Annotated in this window: 13 protein-coding genes; 4 read left to right on the plus strand and 9 right to left on the minus strand. The window is 48.6% G+C overall.

The features are described 5' to 3' along the window. Positions 1–11: 11 nt before the first annotated feature. The 4 genes from pstB to ABC831_RS00875 form a co-directional block, all read right to left on the minus strand. Positions 12–770, minus strand: a complete 759-nt coding sequence (gene pstB, locus ABC831_RS00860) for a phosphate ABC transporter ATP-binding protein PstB (protein WP_343246405.1) — start codon at positions 768–770, stop codon at positions 12–14. Positions 771–854: 84 nt separating this feature from the next. Then, on the minus strand, positions 855–1,730 hold the full coding sequence (pstA, locus tag ABC831_RS00865; RefSeq protein WP_343246406.1) for a phosphate ABC transporter permease PstA: 876 nt from the start codon (positions 1,728–1,730) through the stop codon (positions 855–857). Then, positions 1,717–2,661: a phosphate ABC transporter permease subunit PstC gene (gene pstC, locus ABC831_RS00870; RefSeq protein ID WP_343246407.1), complete on the minus strand. Its 945-nt coding sequence runs from the start codon at positions 2,659–2,661 to the stop codon at positions 1,717–1,719. The genes pstA and pstC overlap by 14 nt, the downstream gene beginning before the upstream one ends. Positions 2,662–2,758: 97 nt before the next feature. Next, the gene (locus ABC831_RS00875) at positions 2,759–3,691 is read right to left on the minus strand and encodes a phosphate ABC transporter substrate-binding protein (RefSeq protein WP_343246408.1); all 933 of its coding nucleotides are present in this window, start codon (positions 3,689–3,691) and stop codon (positions 2,759–2,761) included. 286 nt (positions 3,692–3,977) lie between these two features. On the opposite strand from ABC831_RS00875, the gene ABC831_RS00880 reads away from it, so the two are divergent. The 3 genes from ABC831_RS00880 to ABC831_RS00890 all read left to right on the plus strand — a co-directional run bounded on the left by ABC831_RS00880 (position 3,978) and on the right by ABC831_RS00890 (position 9,069). Further along, positions 3,978–4,400 carry an Hsp20/alpha crystallin family protein gene (locus tag ABC831_RS00880; RefSeq protein ID WP_343246409.1) on the plus strand — a complete coding sequence of 141 codons (423 nt, stop codon included), beginning with the start codon at positions 3,978–3,980 and terminating at the stop codon, positions 4,398–4,400. A 177-nt stretch (positions 4,401–4,577) separates the two neighbouring features. Beyond that, positions 4,578–6,029, plus strand: a complete 1,452-nt coding sequence (locus ABC831_RS00885) for an extracellular solute-binding protein (protein ID WP_343246410.1) — start codon at positions 4,578–4,580, stop codon at positions 6,027–6,029. A 37-nt stretch (positions 6,030–6,066) separates the two neighbouring features. After that, on the plus strand, positions 6,067–9,069 hold the full coding sequence (locus ABC831_RS00890; protein ID WP_343246411.1) for an EAL domain-containing protein: 3,003 nt from the start codon (positions 6,067–6,069) through the stop codon (positions 9,067–9,069). 49 nt (positions 9,070–9,118) lie between these two features. Here ABC831_RS00890 and ABC831_RS00895 read toward each other — a convergent pair whose 3' ends face one another. The 3 genes from ABC831_RS00895 to cls form a co-directional block, all read right to left on the minus strand. Then, positions 9,119–10,852, minus strand: coding sequence for a HAMP domain-containing sensor histidine kinase (locus ABC831_RS00895; RefSeq protein WP_343246412.1), 1,734 nt, complete (start codon positions 10,850–10,852; stop codon positions 9,119–9,121). Beyond that, on the minus strand, positions 10,849–11,556 hold the full coding sequence (locus tag ABC831_RS00900; protein WP_343246413.1) for a response regulator transcription factor: 708 nt from the start codon (positions 11,554–11,556) through the stop codon (positions 10,849–10,851). The genes ABC831_RS00895 and ABC831_RS00900 overlap by 4 nt, the downstream gene beginning before the upstream one ends. A 390-nt stretch (positions 11,557–11,946) precedes the next feature. Beyond that, positions 11,947–13,425: a cardiolipin synthase gene (gene cls, locus ABC831_RS00905; RefSeq protein WP_343246414.1), complete on the minus strand. Its 1,479-nt coding sequence runs from the start codon at positions 13,423–13,425 to the stop codon at positions 11,947–11,949. Between the two features lie 205 nt (positions 13,426–13,630). Here cls and ABC831_RS00910 point away from each other — a divergent pair, with 205 nt between their 5' ends. After that, a complete protein-coding gene (locus ABC831_RS00910) occupies positions 13,631–14,101 on the plus strand; it encodes a hypothetical protein (RefSeq protein ID WP_158347281.1) in 471 nt (156 codons plus the stop codon). A gap of 231 nt (positions 14,102–14,332) precedes the next feature. On the opposite strand, the gene ABC831_RS00915 is transcribed toward ABC831_RS00910, so the two are convergent. Both ABC831_RS00915 and murI read right to left on the minus strand, forming a co-directional pair. Next, the gene (locus ABC831_RS00915; protein ID WP_343246415.1) at positions 14,333–14,782 is read right to left on the minus strand and encodes a YwiB family protein; all 450 of its coding nucleotides are present in this window, start codon (positions 14,780–14,782) and stop codon (positions 14,333–14,335) included. 9 nt (positions 14,783–14,791) lie between these two features. Then, a complete protein-coding gene (gene murI, locus ABC831_RS00920) occupies positions 14,792–15,628 on the minus strand; it encodes a glutamate racemase (RefSeq protein WP_343246416.1) in 837 nt (278 codons plus the stop codon). Positions 15,629–15,699: the final 71 nt, after the last annotated feature.

Below are 15,699 nucleotides of genomic sequence, written 5' to 3' on the forward strand. Positions count from 1 at the left end.
GTTCTCTCCTATCAACCGAAACGTCCGGTAATATAGTTTTCTGTTTCCTTTTCCCTGGGATTGTTGAAGATCTGCAGGGTCTCGCCGTATTCGATGACATCTCCCAACAGGAAAAATGCCGTCATGTCAGAGACACGGCTGGCCTGCTGCATATTGTGGGTTACTACCGCTACCGTGTATTTTTCCTTTAATTCTACCATCAGATCTTCGATCTTTAATGTGGATATGGGATCCAGGGCGGAGGTGGGCTCATCCATCAGCAGGACCTCCGGCTCTACAGCCAGGGCTCTGGCTATGCACAGACGCTGCTGCTGGCCTCCTGAGAGTCCTAACGCTGACTTTTTCAGCCGGTCTTTGACTTCATCAAATATAGCTGCGCCCCGCAGGCTTCTTTCCACTATTTCGTCCAGGTCCGCCTTGGATTTGATTCCATGAATCCTGGGGCCGTATGCGATATTGTCATAGATACTCATAGGAAATGGATTCGGCTGCTGGAATACCATTCCTACCTTTTTCCTCAGCAGCGTGGTGTCGACTTTGCTGTCATAGATATTTTCACCGTCCAGAAGGACCTCTCCCTCTATCTTTACGCCGTCCACCAGATCGTTCATACGGTTCAGGGTTTTCAGAAATGTGGATTTCCCGCATCCGCTGGGACCGATAAACGCAGTGATGGCATTGGACCTGATGTCCATATCTATATCTTTCAGAGCATGATTCTGCCCATAATATAAATTTAATTTACGAATACTGATTTTCGCGTTCTTCATACTTTCCTCCAGGTGCCGCACTCGCTGCGGCTATATTCAGGTATGGTGTAACCATTTCCTCCAGCGCCGCACTCGCTGCGGCTTTTATTTCCGGCTGTTAACATCGAAACGTTTTGACAGGTATTTTGTCAGAATATTGATGCCCAGTACGATGATGAGAAGTACCAGCGCGATCCCGAAAGCTTCCCCATACTGCGCATTGTTCATGCACAGATACAGCTGGATCGTCAGCGTTCCGCCGGATTCTGTGATTTTTTCCAGCCACTCTCCGGCTTTGGGCAGCAGAAAACTACTCCCTGCTGTAAACAATAAAGCGGCGGACTCGCCTACGATTCTTCCGATCGCCAAAATAATACCGGTTACGATCCCGGGCATGGATGAGGGAAGGAGTATGGTACGAATCATATACCATTTTGTGGCGCCGATTCCCAGGGAGCCGCTCCGGTAGGATTCCGGTACGGTCTTTAACGCTTCCTGGGTATTTCTGGTGATCAGCGGTAATACCATAATGGTCAGTGTCAGGGCCCCGGTCAGAATGGAGTAGCCTAATTTCAGGGTAGTGCCGAAAAACACCATGCCGAATAGCCCGAATATAATTGAAGGAATGCCGGATAAGGTTTCCGTCGTGAATTCGATCAGTCTTACGATCCGGCCGGGTTTTGCATATTCATTCAAGTAAACCGCAGAGCCCACTCCGATCGGGGTAGCGATCAGCAGTGTGATGATAATAATATACAGCGTGTTTACAATATTCCCCGCGATACCGAAGGTCCCCTTGGTGGGACTCTGAACCGTGGTCAGGAAATTCCAGTTGATCTGGCCGATTCCTTTTACAAATACATATCCCACGATTCCGACCAGCAGAAGGATGGACACGGAAGCACACATGTAGATAATTCCCGTTAGAATGTAGTCTGACACTCGTACACGTTTTCTGCAGATACTGTTACTCACGTTCACACGCTCCCTTCTTTAATATTCTGGTCAGAGCGATATTGATCAGCATGATAAATGCAAACAGTACCAGACCGATGGTAAACAGTACTTGCCGGTGCTCTCCGGCGGCATAGCCCATCTCCGCCACGATTGCCGTGGTCAGAAAACGTACGGAGTTAAAGGGCAGAGGGAAGTTCACCGAACTGCCGGATACCAGTGTGATCGCCATGGCTTCCCCGATCGCCCTGCCGACACCCAGTACGATTGCCGTGATAATGCCCGATTTTGCCGTGGGGAGAATCACTTTGAAGATAGTCTGAATCCTGGACGCTCCCATGGCGAGGGAAGCCGCCTTTAAGTGGTCCGGGACGGATCGCAGAGCGGATTCACTGATATTAATCACCGTGGGCAGAATCATGATCGCCAGAACCAGCACTGCTGATAGCAGATTCGCTCCTCCGGTAAACTGGTGGGTCTCAGAGCCCTTGAACAGAGCCAGTTCCCATTTATACATCAGAGGATTCAGAATCAGTATACCCAGCAGTCCATAGATCACGGAAGGAATACCGGCCAGCAGTTCAACCGCAGGCTTTACGATCGCCGCCAGTCTCTTCGGCGCTACTTCCGCCAGGAAAACCGCTGTCATCACACCGATGGGAACTCCCAGCAGGATCGCCATAGCCGTTCCCAGAATCGAGGTCAGAATGATGGAAAGAATCCCAAACTTGGGATCTGACGCGGTAGGGGCCCACTCGGAGCCGAACAGGATATCGGTGAGTCCGATCTTATGCAGAGCCGGTGTCCCGTTCATAATCATATATAGCGTAATGGAAAAAACAGCCAGTACGGCGAAGAATGCGCAGATGGTAAATACCACCTGTGCAATCTTTTCTATCGTTTTTTTTGTTTTATAGCTTCCGACAATGGAGAAGCTACCCGTTTTTTGTTCTGTCATCTTTTCCTCCAGAGTCGCATTTACTGCGACTCAATTCAGGTATGCGCTCTGCGCGTTCCTCCAGAGTCGCATTTCCTGCGGCATTGATTTCTCGAACTTAGTCGACGGAAATCAGTCCAACAGATTCAACTAAAGCTTTTCCTTCCTCTGATTTCAGATATTCGAACAGGGACTGTACCAGCGGGCTCTGGTCTGCGACCGCACCCTTGGTAGCCATTACGAAAGGTCTGCTCAGGAAATAGCTGCCGTCTTTGATCGTCTCCACTGTAGGTTCTACCCCGTCCAGTGCCACTGCTTTTACCTTGTCGTCCAGTACATCCAGGGAAATATATCCGATTGCGCCGGGGGTGGAAGCCACTTTGGCCACTACCGCGCCTGTGCTGTCCAGCTCGTTGGAGTACGCACATTTTTCTTCAATGTCCAGAATTTCTTCGAAAGCGCCTCTGGTACCTGACCCTGCTTCTCTGCCCACTACTACGATCGGCTGGTCAGCACCGCCCACGTCTTTCCAGTTCTTGATGGCTCCGGTGTATACATCACTTAACTGCTGCTTGGTCAAGCCGGTGGCCGTATTCGCCGGATCCACAACTACAGCGATTCCGTCGATGGCTACGATGTTCTCTACCGCTCCTGCCGTTTTTTCTTCCTCCTTCAGATTCCTGGAGGAATTACCGATGTCCACGGTGCCGGCCAGGGCTGCCTCGATACCGGCGGAAGAGCCTGTGAACTCGGGGGTGATGGTTACATTGGGATGCGCTTTATTAAAAGCCTCCGCCAGAGCGTTTGCAAATTTTTCCATAGATGTGGAACCTGACATGGTGATCGTCCCGGACAGTTCATCCGTGGCTGCCCCCGACTGTGTGGCGTCCGTGTCCGCCGGTGTGGTCTCTGCGGTAACCGCCGGAGCTTCTGCTGCCGTGTCCGGTGTGGGCGCTGTCTGTCCGGCATCGTTTGCTGCGGGTTCAGAACCGCAGGCTGTTAATCCTATCATCATGATTCCTGTCAATAAAGCCGCAATTGTCTTTTTCATTACACATATCCTCCTCAAGATATTGTTTGTCTGATTTGTTTTATTTTTCTTCTCTACGGTATCTAAATTTAATCGTTTCCTATTAAGTCCGTATTTTCCTTATGTAAATTTTGTGTAAAATCGGTTTTGTTAGCACTCTCGCTCGTTGAGTGCTAAATTTCACACTTTTATCACATTTACTACACAATTTATACACAATTCAGAGCTACTATATAATCGTAAAGAAAAAACAGTTATGTAAACTCTTTAGCAAGAAGTTTACAACATTATAAAAGGAGGAATTCATATGTTAAACTTAATGCCTTTTAGCCGCAGAGAAGATAATTTATTCAACTATCTGGACAATCTGGAGAAGAATTTCTTCGGAGATATGGACCAGAATCTTTCCCAGTTCCGGACGGATATTATCGATGACGGAGATCACTATACAATGAAGGCGGATCTTCCTGGCTTCGCCAAAGAAGATATTCACATCGACTTAAACGACAATACGCTGACGATCCATGCGGAACACAAGGAAGAAAACGAAACGAAAAACGACAACTATGTAAGACGTGAGCGCAGATACGGCTCCTTCTCCAGAAGCTTCGATGTTTCGAATATTAACACCTCCGATATTGACGCTTCCTATATCAATGGTGTTCTGGAGCTGAAGCTGCCCAAACTGGAAACGGTCGTACCCGAACCCCGGAAAATTGAAGTAAAATAATTCCCGTTTCCTTTCATTCATCAGCCTGACCGGAGCCAACCGGTCAGGCTGATTTCTATTTTCCAGGAAAGTATCTGGATTTCTTCTTTTTATACCCTCCTTTTAAAATGAATTGAAAAAATATTCGCACCTGCTATAATAGAACTAACATCTAAAAACAGGATAAGGGGATTCACTATGAAAATACGTAAAATAACGGCTGTTCTACTGTCGGGTCTGGTCGTGGCATTGGGTTTAACCTCATGTGGCAGTAGCTCCAAATCAGAAACTCCTACCAGCGTGATCGTCTGGCACTATTATAATGGAGCTCAACAGCAGATTTTTGATGAACTGGTACAGGAATTTAATGAAACGGTCGGCGCGGAGCAGAAAATCGTGGTGGATTCCCAGAATCAGGGAACCATCTCCGAATTGACGGATAAAGTATTAAAAGCGATCCATGGGGAGATCGGCGCAGATGAGGTGCCCGATGTATTTGCGGCTTATGCCGATACGGCCTATGAGATTGATCAGATGGATATGGCGGCTGACCTTTCTTCCTATTTATCACAGGAAGAGATGGACAAATATGTCGCTTCCTATCTGGAAGAAGGCCGGTTCAGCGACGATGGGGATCTCAAAATCTTCCCGGTGGCCAAATCAACAGAATTACTCATGTTAAATAATACCGCATGGCAGGAGTTCAGCAGTGCGACCGGAATCGACACTACTTTACTGAGTACCTGGGAAGGTATTGCCAAAGCTGCGGAAGAGTATTATAAATGGACGGATGCGCAGACCCCGGATGTGCCGGATGACGGGAAAGTATTCTTTGGCCGTGACGCGTTCGCCAATTATATCATCATAGGCAGTAAACAGCTGGGGACTGAATTGTTCCAGGTTTCCGGCGGTAAAGTGAACCTTCAGGTCAATGAAAAAGTGATGCGGAAATTGTGGGACAACTTTTATGTTCCTTATATTAATGGCTATTACGGCGCTTACGGACGTTTCCGCAGCGACGATATGAAAACCGGAGATCTGGTGGCTATGGTATGCGCTTCCAGCGGCGCCACCTATTTCCCTACCGAAGTGACATCCTCGGACGGCACTTCCTATCCGATCGAAGGCAGCGTATATCCATTGCCTAATTTTGAAGGAACCGATAACGCTATGGCGGTCCAGCAGGGAGCCGGTATGGTAGTGACCAAATCCGACGAGACAAGGGAAAAAGCAGCCGTCACCTTCTTAAAATGGTTTACCGCTCCGGAACAGAATGTCCGGTTTGCCATGAGTTCCGGTTACCTCCCCGTCACCTATGAAGGTAATAGCCAGTCTGCCATCGATCAGGCTATCGCGGACAGCGAACAGCCGGTCTCCGATATCGTCCGGTCCAGCCTGGACATTGGGGTATCCATGACACAGAATTACACCTTCTATACCAGCAAGGCGTTCAAGAATGGCTTTGACGCCCGCAATATCGTAGAGTATTCCATGATGGACCAGGCCAACGCGGACTTGGAACAGATACAGAATCTGATGAGCCAGGGTACCTCCCGCGCGGACGCAGTGGCCCGGTATAATACGGATGAGAATTTCGAAAACTGGCTTAATACCTTTGAAACGGCTCTCAACCAGGCGATCAGCAAGTAATGCACACCTTAATTCAACAGCAAAGGGGGATGCCTGAATGAAGCAAAACACCCACAAAAAACAGGGTCATACGATTTTCAGTCAGTTGATCCTCCTGTTAGTGGCCGTGCTGTTGATTCAATTGGGAATTTATTTTGTGGTTTTTCTGGGAGGAAATATCCTGGGAGAAACCAGGGCCAACGCATTTGATATTTTAAATGAAAAGACTTCCGGACGAAAAGTATATCTGGAAAACGAGATGATACAGCGCTGGTCCAAGACCGAGGCCTGCGCAGGCGAAGTGGGCAAGATCATCCGCAGCGAAGCGCAGCAGAACAGCATCATGGAAGAGGCAGTCCTGCAGGATTCCGAACTGTGTCAGACCATCCTGGCCCAATCAGCCACGCACATCATCAGTATGCTCCGCAGTAATTCGGTAACCGGAGCGTTTCTGATTCTGAACGCTCCCGCGGAGGACGGGGATCTCACCTCCTATCCCGGTTTCTATGTCCGGGACTATGATCCGGCCACCTATTCGGACTCCAATGCCGACCTGCTGCTGGAAAGAGGCCTCCCGGCCATCGCCCAGTCCATGAATATCCCTATGGACAGCTTCTGGAGTTCCTCCTTCACCTTCGCAGACCCAGCAGCTGATAATGCCCGTTTCTTCTATGCCCCCCTGGAGGCGGCAGAGGATGTTCCTGCCGAAAACCGGGACAGCCGGTATTTTGCCTTCTGGAGCAGCGCGTTTCACATGTCGGAAATGGACAGACAAATTATCACCTATTCCATTCCTCTGCTCTCCGAACAGGGTGAGGTACTGGCGATTCTGGGTGTGGATATTACCCTGGATTATCTGGCCAGCCAGTTAAAATACGACGAACTGGCCTCAGGCAAAGCCGGCGCTTATCTACTGGGAATCACCCGTGATGACGGCCTTACATATGAGCCTGTGGTGTCCAGCGGTCCTGTCTATCAGGCATATTTCAGCACTCCGGGGGCCATAACAACCATACCCTATGATTATAACAATATAGTAAAACTTGATGCGAAATCCAAGACGGATCTGACCATTTATGCCTCTGCACAGCCCCTAAAGCTCTATGATGTAAACACGCCGTTTGTCAAAAACCAGTGGGTTCTGATCGGTATCCTGGATGACAGTAATCTGCTGTCCTTCTCCTACCGGATTCAGGGGCTTTTCCTGGCTGCCCTGCTTCTGGCATTTGTCATCGGTATGGTGATGATCTTTATCGCTGCCAAAGCTACCACCTCACCGATCACCAATCTGATCGAGGATCTGCGGCAGAGCGATCCCACGAAACCCATACGTCTAAACCGTGTGAAGTTAAACGAGATCGATACGCTCACCACGGTTATAGAGGATCTGAGCAGCCGTGCGGCGGAAGCCGCTGCCCGGACTTCCAAGATTATCAACATGGCAAATCTGCCCGTGGGCGTATATGAGTATTATGAAAAAGAAGAGCTGGTATTCTGCAGCCGCACGCTGTTTCTGGTACTGGGCTGGGAGGATGTGCCTGTAAATGATACTTATATCCTTCTGTCTGAATTCCGCAGACGAATGGAACTCACCCTTGCCAATCCTTATGATGCCGATAAGGATATTTATCATCTGCAGAAACAGGATTCGGACGATGTCTATGTACGTCTGTTCTACAAAACAGAAGGGGAGCTATTCTTAGGAGCCTTCATGGATGTCACCCGGAATATCAAGGCACAGCAGCAGCTGGCCTATGAGCGCGACTATGACATCCTGACTAATATCTATAACCGCCGTGCCCTGGACGGGCGCATAGAAACACTGTTCCGGGATCACAAAGATGAGCTTAAAGTGGCTGCTCTTATCATGTTTGATCTGGATAACTTAAAGTTTGTCAACGACTCCTACGGCCATGATTCCGGCGACCGCTACATTAAAACCTTTGCCGACCACCTGACCTGTTTCCTCAAATATAAAAACGCTTTAATCGGCCGGCGTTCCGGCGACGAGTTTAACGTCTTTCTCTATGGCTATGAGACAAAGGAAGAGGTCAAGGCCTACATCGATGAAGCCTGGTCCGTTCTGTCTGAGACCTACATCGATATGCCGGACGGCGTCACCTTAAGGGTCCGGGCATCCGGCGGAATGGCGTGGTATCCCGAGGACTCCGACAATTATTCGGAACTGCTCCGTCTGTCCGACTTCGCCATGTATCACATCAAGCATACGGTCAAAGGCATGATCTATGAATTCGAAGCGGAATCCTACAAGGAAAAATCCATTCTGATCTGGGGACAGGATGACTTAAACCGTTTCCTGGAGAACCGGCTGGTGCGTTATGCCTTCCAGCCGATCATATCCGCAGTCACCGGAGAGGTGTACGGGTATGAAATGCTGATGCGCCCGCTGATCGAGCAGCTGGCAAACCTGGAGACCTTATTCCGGCTGGCAAAATCCCAGTCCAAGCTCTATCAGATGGAACAGCTCACATGGTTTGAAGCTCTGGAAACCTTCACCCATCAGATAAGGATCGGAAAAATCGGCAGCGAGGAACACATTTTCATCAATTCCATCGGCAATCAGATGCTGACGCCAACCGATCTGGATTATCTCACCAACCAGTATAACAGTCTGCTGCCGCGCATCGTCATGGAGTTAACCGAGAGTGAAGAGTTCGGCTCCGACATTATCCACGCGAAGCAGAAGATCGTCAGCCAATGGGGGGCGCAGATCGCCATCGATGACTTTGGAACAGGATTCAACAGCGAAACCGTGCTCATCCACGTGAACCCTGACCTGGTGAAGGTGGATATCTCCATCATCCACGATATCGATCACGACGATGACCGCCATGCCCTTCTGACGAATCTGATCTCCTACGCCAAAGACCGGAACATCAAAGTTTTGGCAGAGGGCGTGGAGACGAAGGCAGAGCTTCTAACCCTCATAGAATGTGGTGTGGATTATCTGCAGGGCTTCTACATTGCGAAAGCTGATTTTGACATACCGCAGATCCCGGAGGAGGTGATCCGTGAGATCCGCGAGGCATCCGGTATTTAAGCCGGTTCCATCTGCCCTTCCCCCATCCGGTCTTTGGTGCCGATGTCTGTCAATAAGGAAGTGTCACGGTAAATATCGTCCCTTCGTTGGGCTTACTGGTGACCTGAATATTTCCGTTATACATCTCCACGATATGTTTTACGATCGAGAGTCCAAGGCCGGTTCCGCCCTGTTTGCGGGAACGGCCTTTATCCACACGGTAAAAGCGTTCAAAAATCCTGGGGAGTGCCTCTTCCCTGATGCCGATACCGGTATCGGAAACCTCCAGATGCAGTTCATGGTCACTGCTGTAACCAGAGATCTGAACCTGACCCACCTCAGTATTTTTGATCGCGTTGTCCACCAGATTGATCAGCAGCTGTTTGATCCTGTTCCGGTTGCAGGGGTAAGGCTTTACATAGGCCTGTGGATGGAAAATCAGCTGGGTATGCTCACTACACTTAGGTTCCAGCAGTTCGACTACTTCTCCGATCACTTGATTGACCTCACAGAATTCGATTTGATAGTCATTTTTTGATTCAATCTCAGAGAGCAGCAGGATATCCTGAATCAGATGATAGAGACGCTCCGATTCGATGTCGATAATATCCAGAAATTTCATGGCGATCTTTTCGTTATGAATAGCTCCGTTTTTCAGCGTATCCACAAATCCCCGGATGGAGGTCAGCGGCGTTTTCAGCTCATGGGTCACATTGGAGACAAAATCGCTGCGCATATTTTCCAGCTTTTTGATCTCTGTGATATCCTCAAGAATCAGCAAAACGCCCAGGTTCTTATTCTCCAGCTCGTGCAGCGGCGTTCCCATCACACGGATATAGCGTTCCTGCCCGTTGCTGATCCTTCCCTCCTGTACAAAGCTGTCCCCTCTTTTGCGCACTCCGTCCACCACATCAAATATCAGCGAATTCCGGATCACGCTGTAAAGGGCCTGTCCTGTCAGGTTCCGTGTACCGCTCCCGGTAAGCTTCACCAGACCGTCGTTATAGAACAGGATTGTATTGAGGTCATCGATGGCGGCCACCGCACTGTCCATACTGCAGAGCATGGCCTCCAGTTCCCGGTTCCGGCGTTCCAGACGGTCCACGTGTATCCGAAGTGTCTGGGACATCTCATTGAACGTATAGGCCAGGCGGCCGATCTCCCCATTCTGGCGGGTATGGATTTTCCCTCCGTAATTGCCGTCGGCGATCTCTTCCGCCGCTTTTGTCACCTCATCCAGGGGCCGGATCAGATACCGGCTGAAGCAGTCCGCCATGAGCAGGGCCACGATACAGATAAATACCAGCGCGGCCAGCACGGTCTGAAGCAGTTCCGCCGTCAGGCTGTTCAGTTCTGCCATAGGCACGGATACCCGCAATACTCCCTGGAATCCCGGCGTGGTGACGGGTACGGCGGTGTAGAAAGTCTGTATCTGCATAGTTTCAGAATAACGCCTGGCACTGGCGGTCACCCCTTGCAGCGCCTCCTGCACCTCTTCCCGGTTATCATGATTACCCAGGCTCCCCAGCGCCTCTGAGTCTGCAGCCACAGTGCCGTCCTGCTGAATCAGCGTGATCCGGACCCCGTATTCCCTGCCATAGGTGTCCACGAATTCCTGATAGTCCATATGATCATATTCTTCCTGGACCGAAAAGATCTCCGCCAGCATTCGGGCCTGGCTCTCGTACTGCACAGCGCTCTGGTCATCGATAAAATGATATCCCTTAAACCAAAATACCCCGACAGCAGCGGTCAGGGTTACAACGATCAGTATCAGATATGTGATAAATATTTTTCGTCTCATACGCTCTCCCGGGCGAATTTATATCCGACGCCCCGCACGGTTATGATATATTGCGGATGATTATCATCCTTTTCAATCTTCTTTCTCAGATTCCTGATATGGACATCCACCGTCCGGGTCTCACCCAGATAGTCATATCCCCATATTTTTTCGAGAAGCATATCTCTTGAAAGTACCCGTCCCCGGTTTCTGACCAGCAGATACAAAAGCTCAAACTCTTTCAGCGACAGCTCCACGGGCTTCCCGTCAACGGAAACCACACGGCTGCTCTTATTGATCACGATATGATCCACCACCAGCACTTCTTCCTCCTGAGAGGACCTGTCCAGCTCTCCGCCGCTTCTTCTTAAGACCGCCTTTATTCTGGCCAGCAGCTCATGGACACCAAAGGGCTTTCCCAGATAGTCGTCCGCCCCCAGCTCCAGGCCGACTACTTTGCTGATCTCATCGCTCTTGGCCGTCAGCATAATAACCGGCATCTTCCGCTTCACCGGATCACTTCGAATCTGCTTCAGCACTTCGATTCCGTCGATTCCCGGCAGCATCAGATCCAGCAATACCAGATCTATTTTTTCCCTGTTCAGCACTTCCAGCGCCTCTTCCCCGGTCTCGGCCTTTCGCACCTCATATCCGCCGCCCTCCAGGTTATATGCGATTAATTCCAGGATATGTTCTTCATCATCGACTGCCAGGATCGTTTTCATCGTCGCACCTGCTCCCGTTCATTTTCTCCGCTGTTTCGGTATCTCTATCATTTCGGTTTCTTTAACATACTGTTTCTATAATATACTGTTTCTATAACATTTCTGTTATTATAAATTTCCTTTTTATAAAATTCTATTTTATATTACCGTTTTTAAACCATATCACTCAGTTGTAAAATTTTCATCGTGCTTATGTTAAATCTATGTTAAGTCGTAGAATTAATAGAAAGAAGGCCCAAAATCTTATAACGTCCAGCGGCTTCTACAGCAACAGGGTTAACCGCCGGTACACTTCTACAGCAGCGGGGATAGCAGCCAACTCACGTCTACAGCAGCGGGGATAGCAGCCAGCTCACGTCTACAGCAGCGGAGATAGCAGCCGGCTCACTTCTACAGCAGCGGAGATAGCAGCCGGCAGAACTGCTCCTTGAAGCGGATCAGCAGAGAACGGCTGGCATACACATACGGTGTGACATGGGTACACCGTTTCAGATCATCCAGGAATATCTGCTCCAGCTTATAGGTCGTATCCTGGTTATAGATTGTAGCGTTCACCTCAAAGTTCAGTTTAAAGCTGCGGATATCCATATTGGCTGTTCCCACACAGCTGACCATCCCGTCCACCGTCAGGGTTTTAGCATGCAGGAAACCGTCGTCATAGGTATAGCATTTGGCTCCGGCCTCCAGCAGATCTTCGATGTAGGAATACGTACACCAGTATACAAACGGATGATCCGGTTTGCACGGGATCATAACCCGCACGTCCACCCCGGACGACGCGGCGATCTTCAGAGCGTCCAGTACCGACTCATCCGGTATAAAATACGGGGTCTGGATATAGATATGATTCTGGGCCATATGGATCAGCCGCAGGTAATTATCCCTGACATTGGGCACTTTGGAATCCGGGCCGCTGGATATGATCTGAATCGCGTTCCTGCCCTTTACCATATCCTCCTGCTCCACAAAATATTTATCCTGAACGAACAAATTTTGTTTGGTGGCATAATTCCAATCCAGTATAAAACGGATATGGAGTGAGAGGACTGCCGAACCGCTGATTTTCAAATGGGTATCCCGCCAGTAGCCGAATTTCTTCTGGTTCAGCCCCAGATACTCCCGGCCAATATTAAACCCTCCGACAAACGCAGTCTTACCATCTATAATAATAATTTTCCTGTGATTCCGGTAGTTCAGGCGCATCTGAAATTTCTTCAGAACAGCGGGAAAGAATTCCCCCGTAATGATCCCTTTGGACCGGATCCGTTTCCAGTCCGATGCTTTCATAGACCTGCATCCCATACTGTCGTAAAGGATTCTTACCTCGACCCCTTCCTTCACCTTCTGTTCCAGCAGATCCTCGATAGGCTTCCACATCTCATCGTTCTTAATAATATAATATTGAAGATGGACATAATGCCTGGCTTTTTTTATCTCCTCCAGCACCGCCTTTAACTTGTCATTTCCATCCGTATAAATGGAAACCTCATTATCAGTGGTATACACCGCATGGGAAGCCTCCAGATTATACAGGATCAGGTTGGAAAAACGGCTCATCTCCTCATTTTCCGGTTCAAACTCATTTTTATATATCGTTTCTTCCTGCTTTCGGATCGCATAGTTCATCTCATCTTCGATCTCTTTCATCTTGAACATATGCTTTTTATGCAGATCTTGTCCCAGAACCAGATAAAGCAGGAACCCCAGTATCGGTATAAAATATAACACCAGAAGCCATGCCCAGACCGTCATCGGTTCACGCCGCTGGAAAAATACAATCAATATAGCCAGGATAATATTAATATAAATCAGATTACTCATGATCCAATCCCAGCCTGTAACAACATAACCCCACGCTGTCTCTAGCATAGCGGAATCCTCCTTTTCGTATATGATACCACAAACATCCTTTTTTGTAGATGTTTTTTTCTGTTTTTCAACGGGGAGGGCCGGCCCCATTATTTTTTTCATTTTGCGGTTGGGAATGCTTGCGCACGGCGCAAATCAATGCTACAATATTATTTACGCGGGAAGACAAGCGATATGAAATTGTCAGGAAAGTAGGAGGGATACCGTGAATACGTTAACTATTGTTTTGTTAGTGATACTTGGAGTGCTGATTGTCGCAGTTGTTGCATTATATTTCTTTGGTAAAAGAGCCCAGAAGAAACAGGCAGCCCAAAAAGAACAGATGGACGCCATGGCTCAGAATGTCAGCATGTTGATTATTGATAAGAAACGAATGCGGATGAAGGAATCCGGACTGCCCCAGATGGTGATTGACCAGACACCTAAGTGGCTGCGCCGTTCCAAACTTCCGATTGTAAAAGCTAAAGTTGGTCCTAAAGTTATGTCTCTGGTCTGTGAGGAATCGATCTTTGAACTGGTTCCCGTGAAAAAGGAAGTAAAAGCTGTTGTCAGCGGAATCTACATAACCAGTGTGCGCGGAATCCGCGGTCCGCTGGAGGCGCCGAAGAAAAAACAGGGCTTCTTCAAACGGATGAGAAACAAAGCGAAAAATTATGTGGATAAGAATACCAAATAAGCTTTTTCCAGTTAATAAAGCTGCACGCCTTAACAGACCGAATCACACATAAGAATTCCGGCAGACTGCTGCCGGGATAATTATGAAAATAAATGCATAGAAGAATGAAATATACCAGATCGAGTAAACGGCATCCTTACCGTATTACTGAATCTGGTATTTTTTGTCTTTCTTTTCTTAGCTGTCCTCATTTATCATGTCTGTTCTCATTTTCATTTCAGGAGTAAACTGTTACTGCTGGAGCGAAAAATCCCCGGCCTCTTTGCTTTTAATATTCATGGTTATGGTACAGTCTGCCAGGAACTCGTAGTTCACTTCCAGCTGGTATTCCACCTGGATATTAATATTTTTATCGCTCTCATTGACATCAACGCTGGTAGCCATCAGGCCGATCAGAAGATTGCCGTAGGGAGTGGTATAATAGGTCACATTTTTCTTATTTTCTTCAAATACCATATGTACGTTAGCAAGGCCTTTTTTCGTGACCTCCAGTACATGTTCTTTTACCTTAATGATATTCTTAATCTTTCCCTCGATGCCTTCCAGTACTTCATCGTAGATCAGATAGTGGCTCTTTTCTTTCCTGTAATAATCCGCAACCGTTACCACCTCTACCGGTTCTACCCCTTCACCTTCCATAAACTGCAGGCCGGATATACTTAATAAAACTTGGTCTGTCATATGTTTCTCCTAATAATTTTCAATGGGAATCTGCCTGATCTGACTAATTTCACAGGCCAGAATCGATTTGGCAAAATCTTTGAATTTGTCTGCCAGATCACTAACAAAAAACCGGTGTTCCGGCCACACCTCCTGCGCAGAGCCAGAGGCCACTGCGGCGATTCCTTCTCTTCGTAACAGTTCCTTTAATTCCAGTGCCGTCTCATAGGCAGGATTTACAAGAGTCACCCGGCCGCCCATCACCTTGCCAACCGTAGAGCGCAGCAGGGGATAATGGGTACACCCCAGAATCAAGGTATCCACGTCCGCCTGTTTCATATCCTCCAGATACCGGCCCGCCACTTCTTCTGTCACAGGGTCCTTAAGCCATCCCTCTTCCACCAGCGGCACAAACAGAGGGCAGGCCTTACCGATCACCTGGATATCCGGATTAAGGTCGTGTATAAAATCCGTATACATCTGGCTTTTTACCGTGCTTTCCGTGCCGATCACCCCGATACGCCCATTCCTGGTGGTGTTAGCCGCCACTTTCGCTCCGGGTTTGATCACCCCGATAATCGGAAGCTCCAGCTCGGGGCGGATCTCCTCCAGCGCGCAGGCACTGGCCGTGTTGCAGGCTACCACGATCGCCTTTACATTTTGAGTCCTTAAAAACCGAATGATCTGCCTGGAATATCGGATGATATTATCCTTTGACTTGTTTCCGTAGGGGACTCTGGCCGTGTCCCCGAAGTACACGATCCGCTCCTGGGGAATCTGACGCATGATCTCCCGGACAACGGTCAGGCCGCCGACCCCGGAATCAAACACCCCGATCGGAGCCTGATGAATGTCTGTATCTTTCATGGTTGTATTACCTCATGCCCTTACTCTCTATCAATAAACCGATACAACAGTATATGTAACATAATAACCTT

Source organism: Diplocloster hominis (assembly GCF_032380655.1).
Lineage (GTDB): Bacteria > Bacillota > Clostridia > Lachnospirales > Lachnospiraceae > Diplocloster > Diplocloster hominis.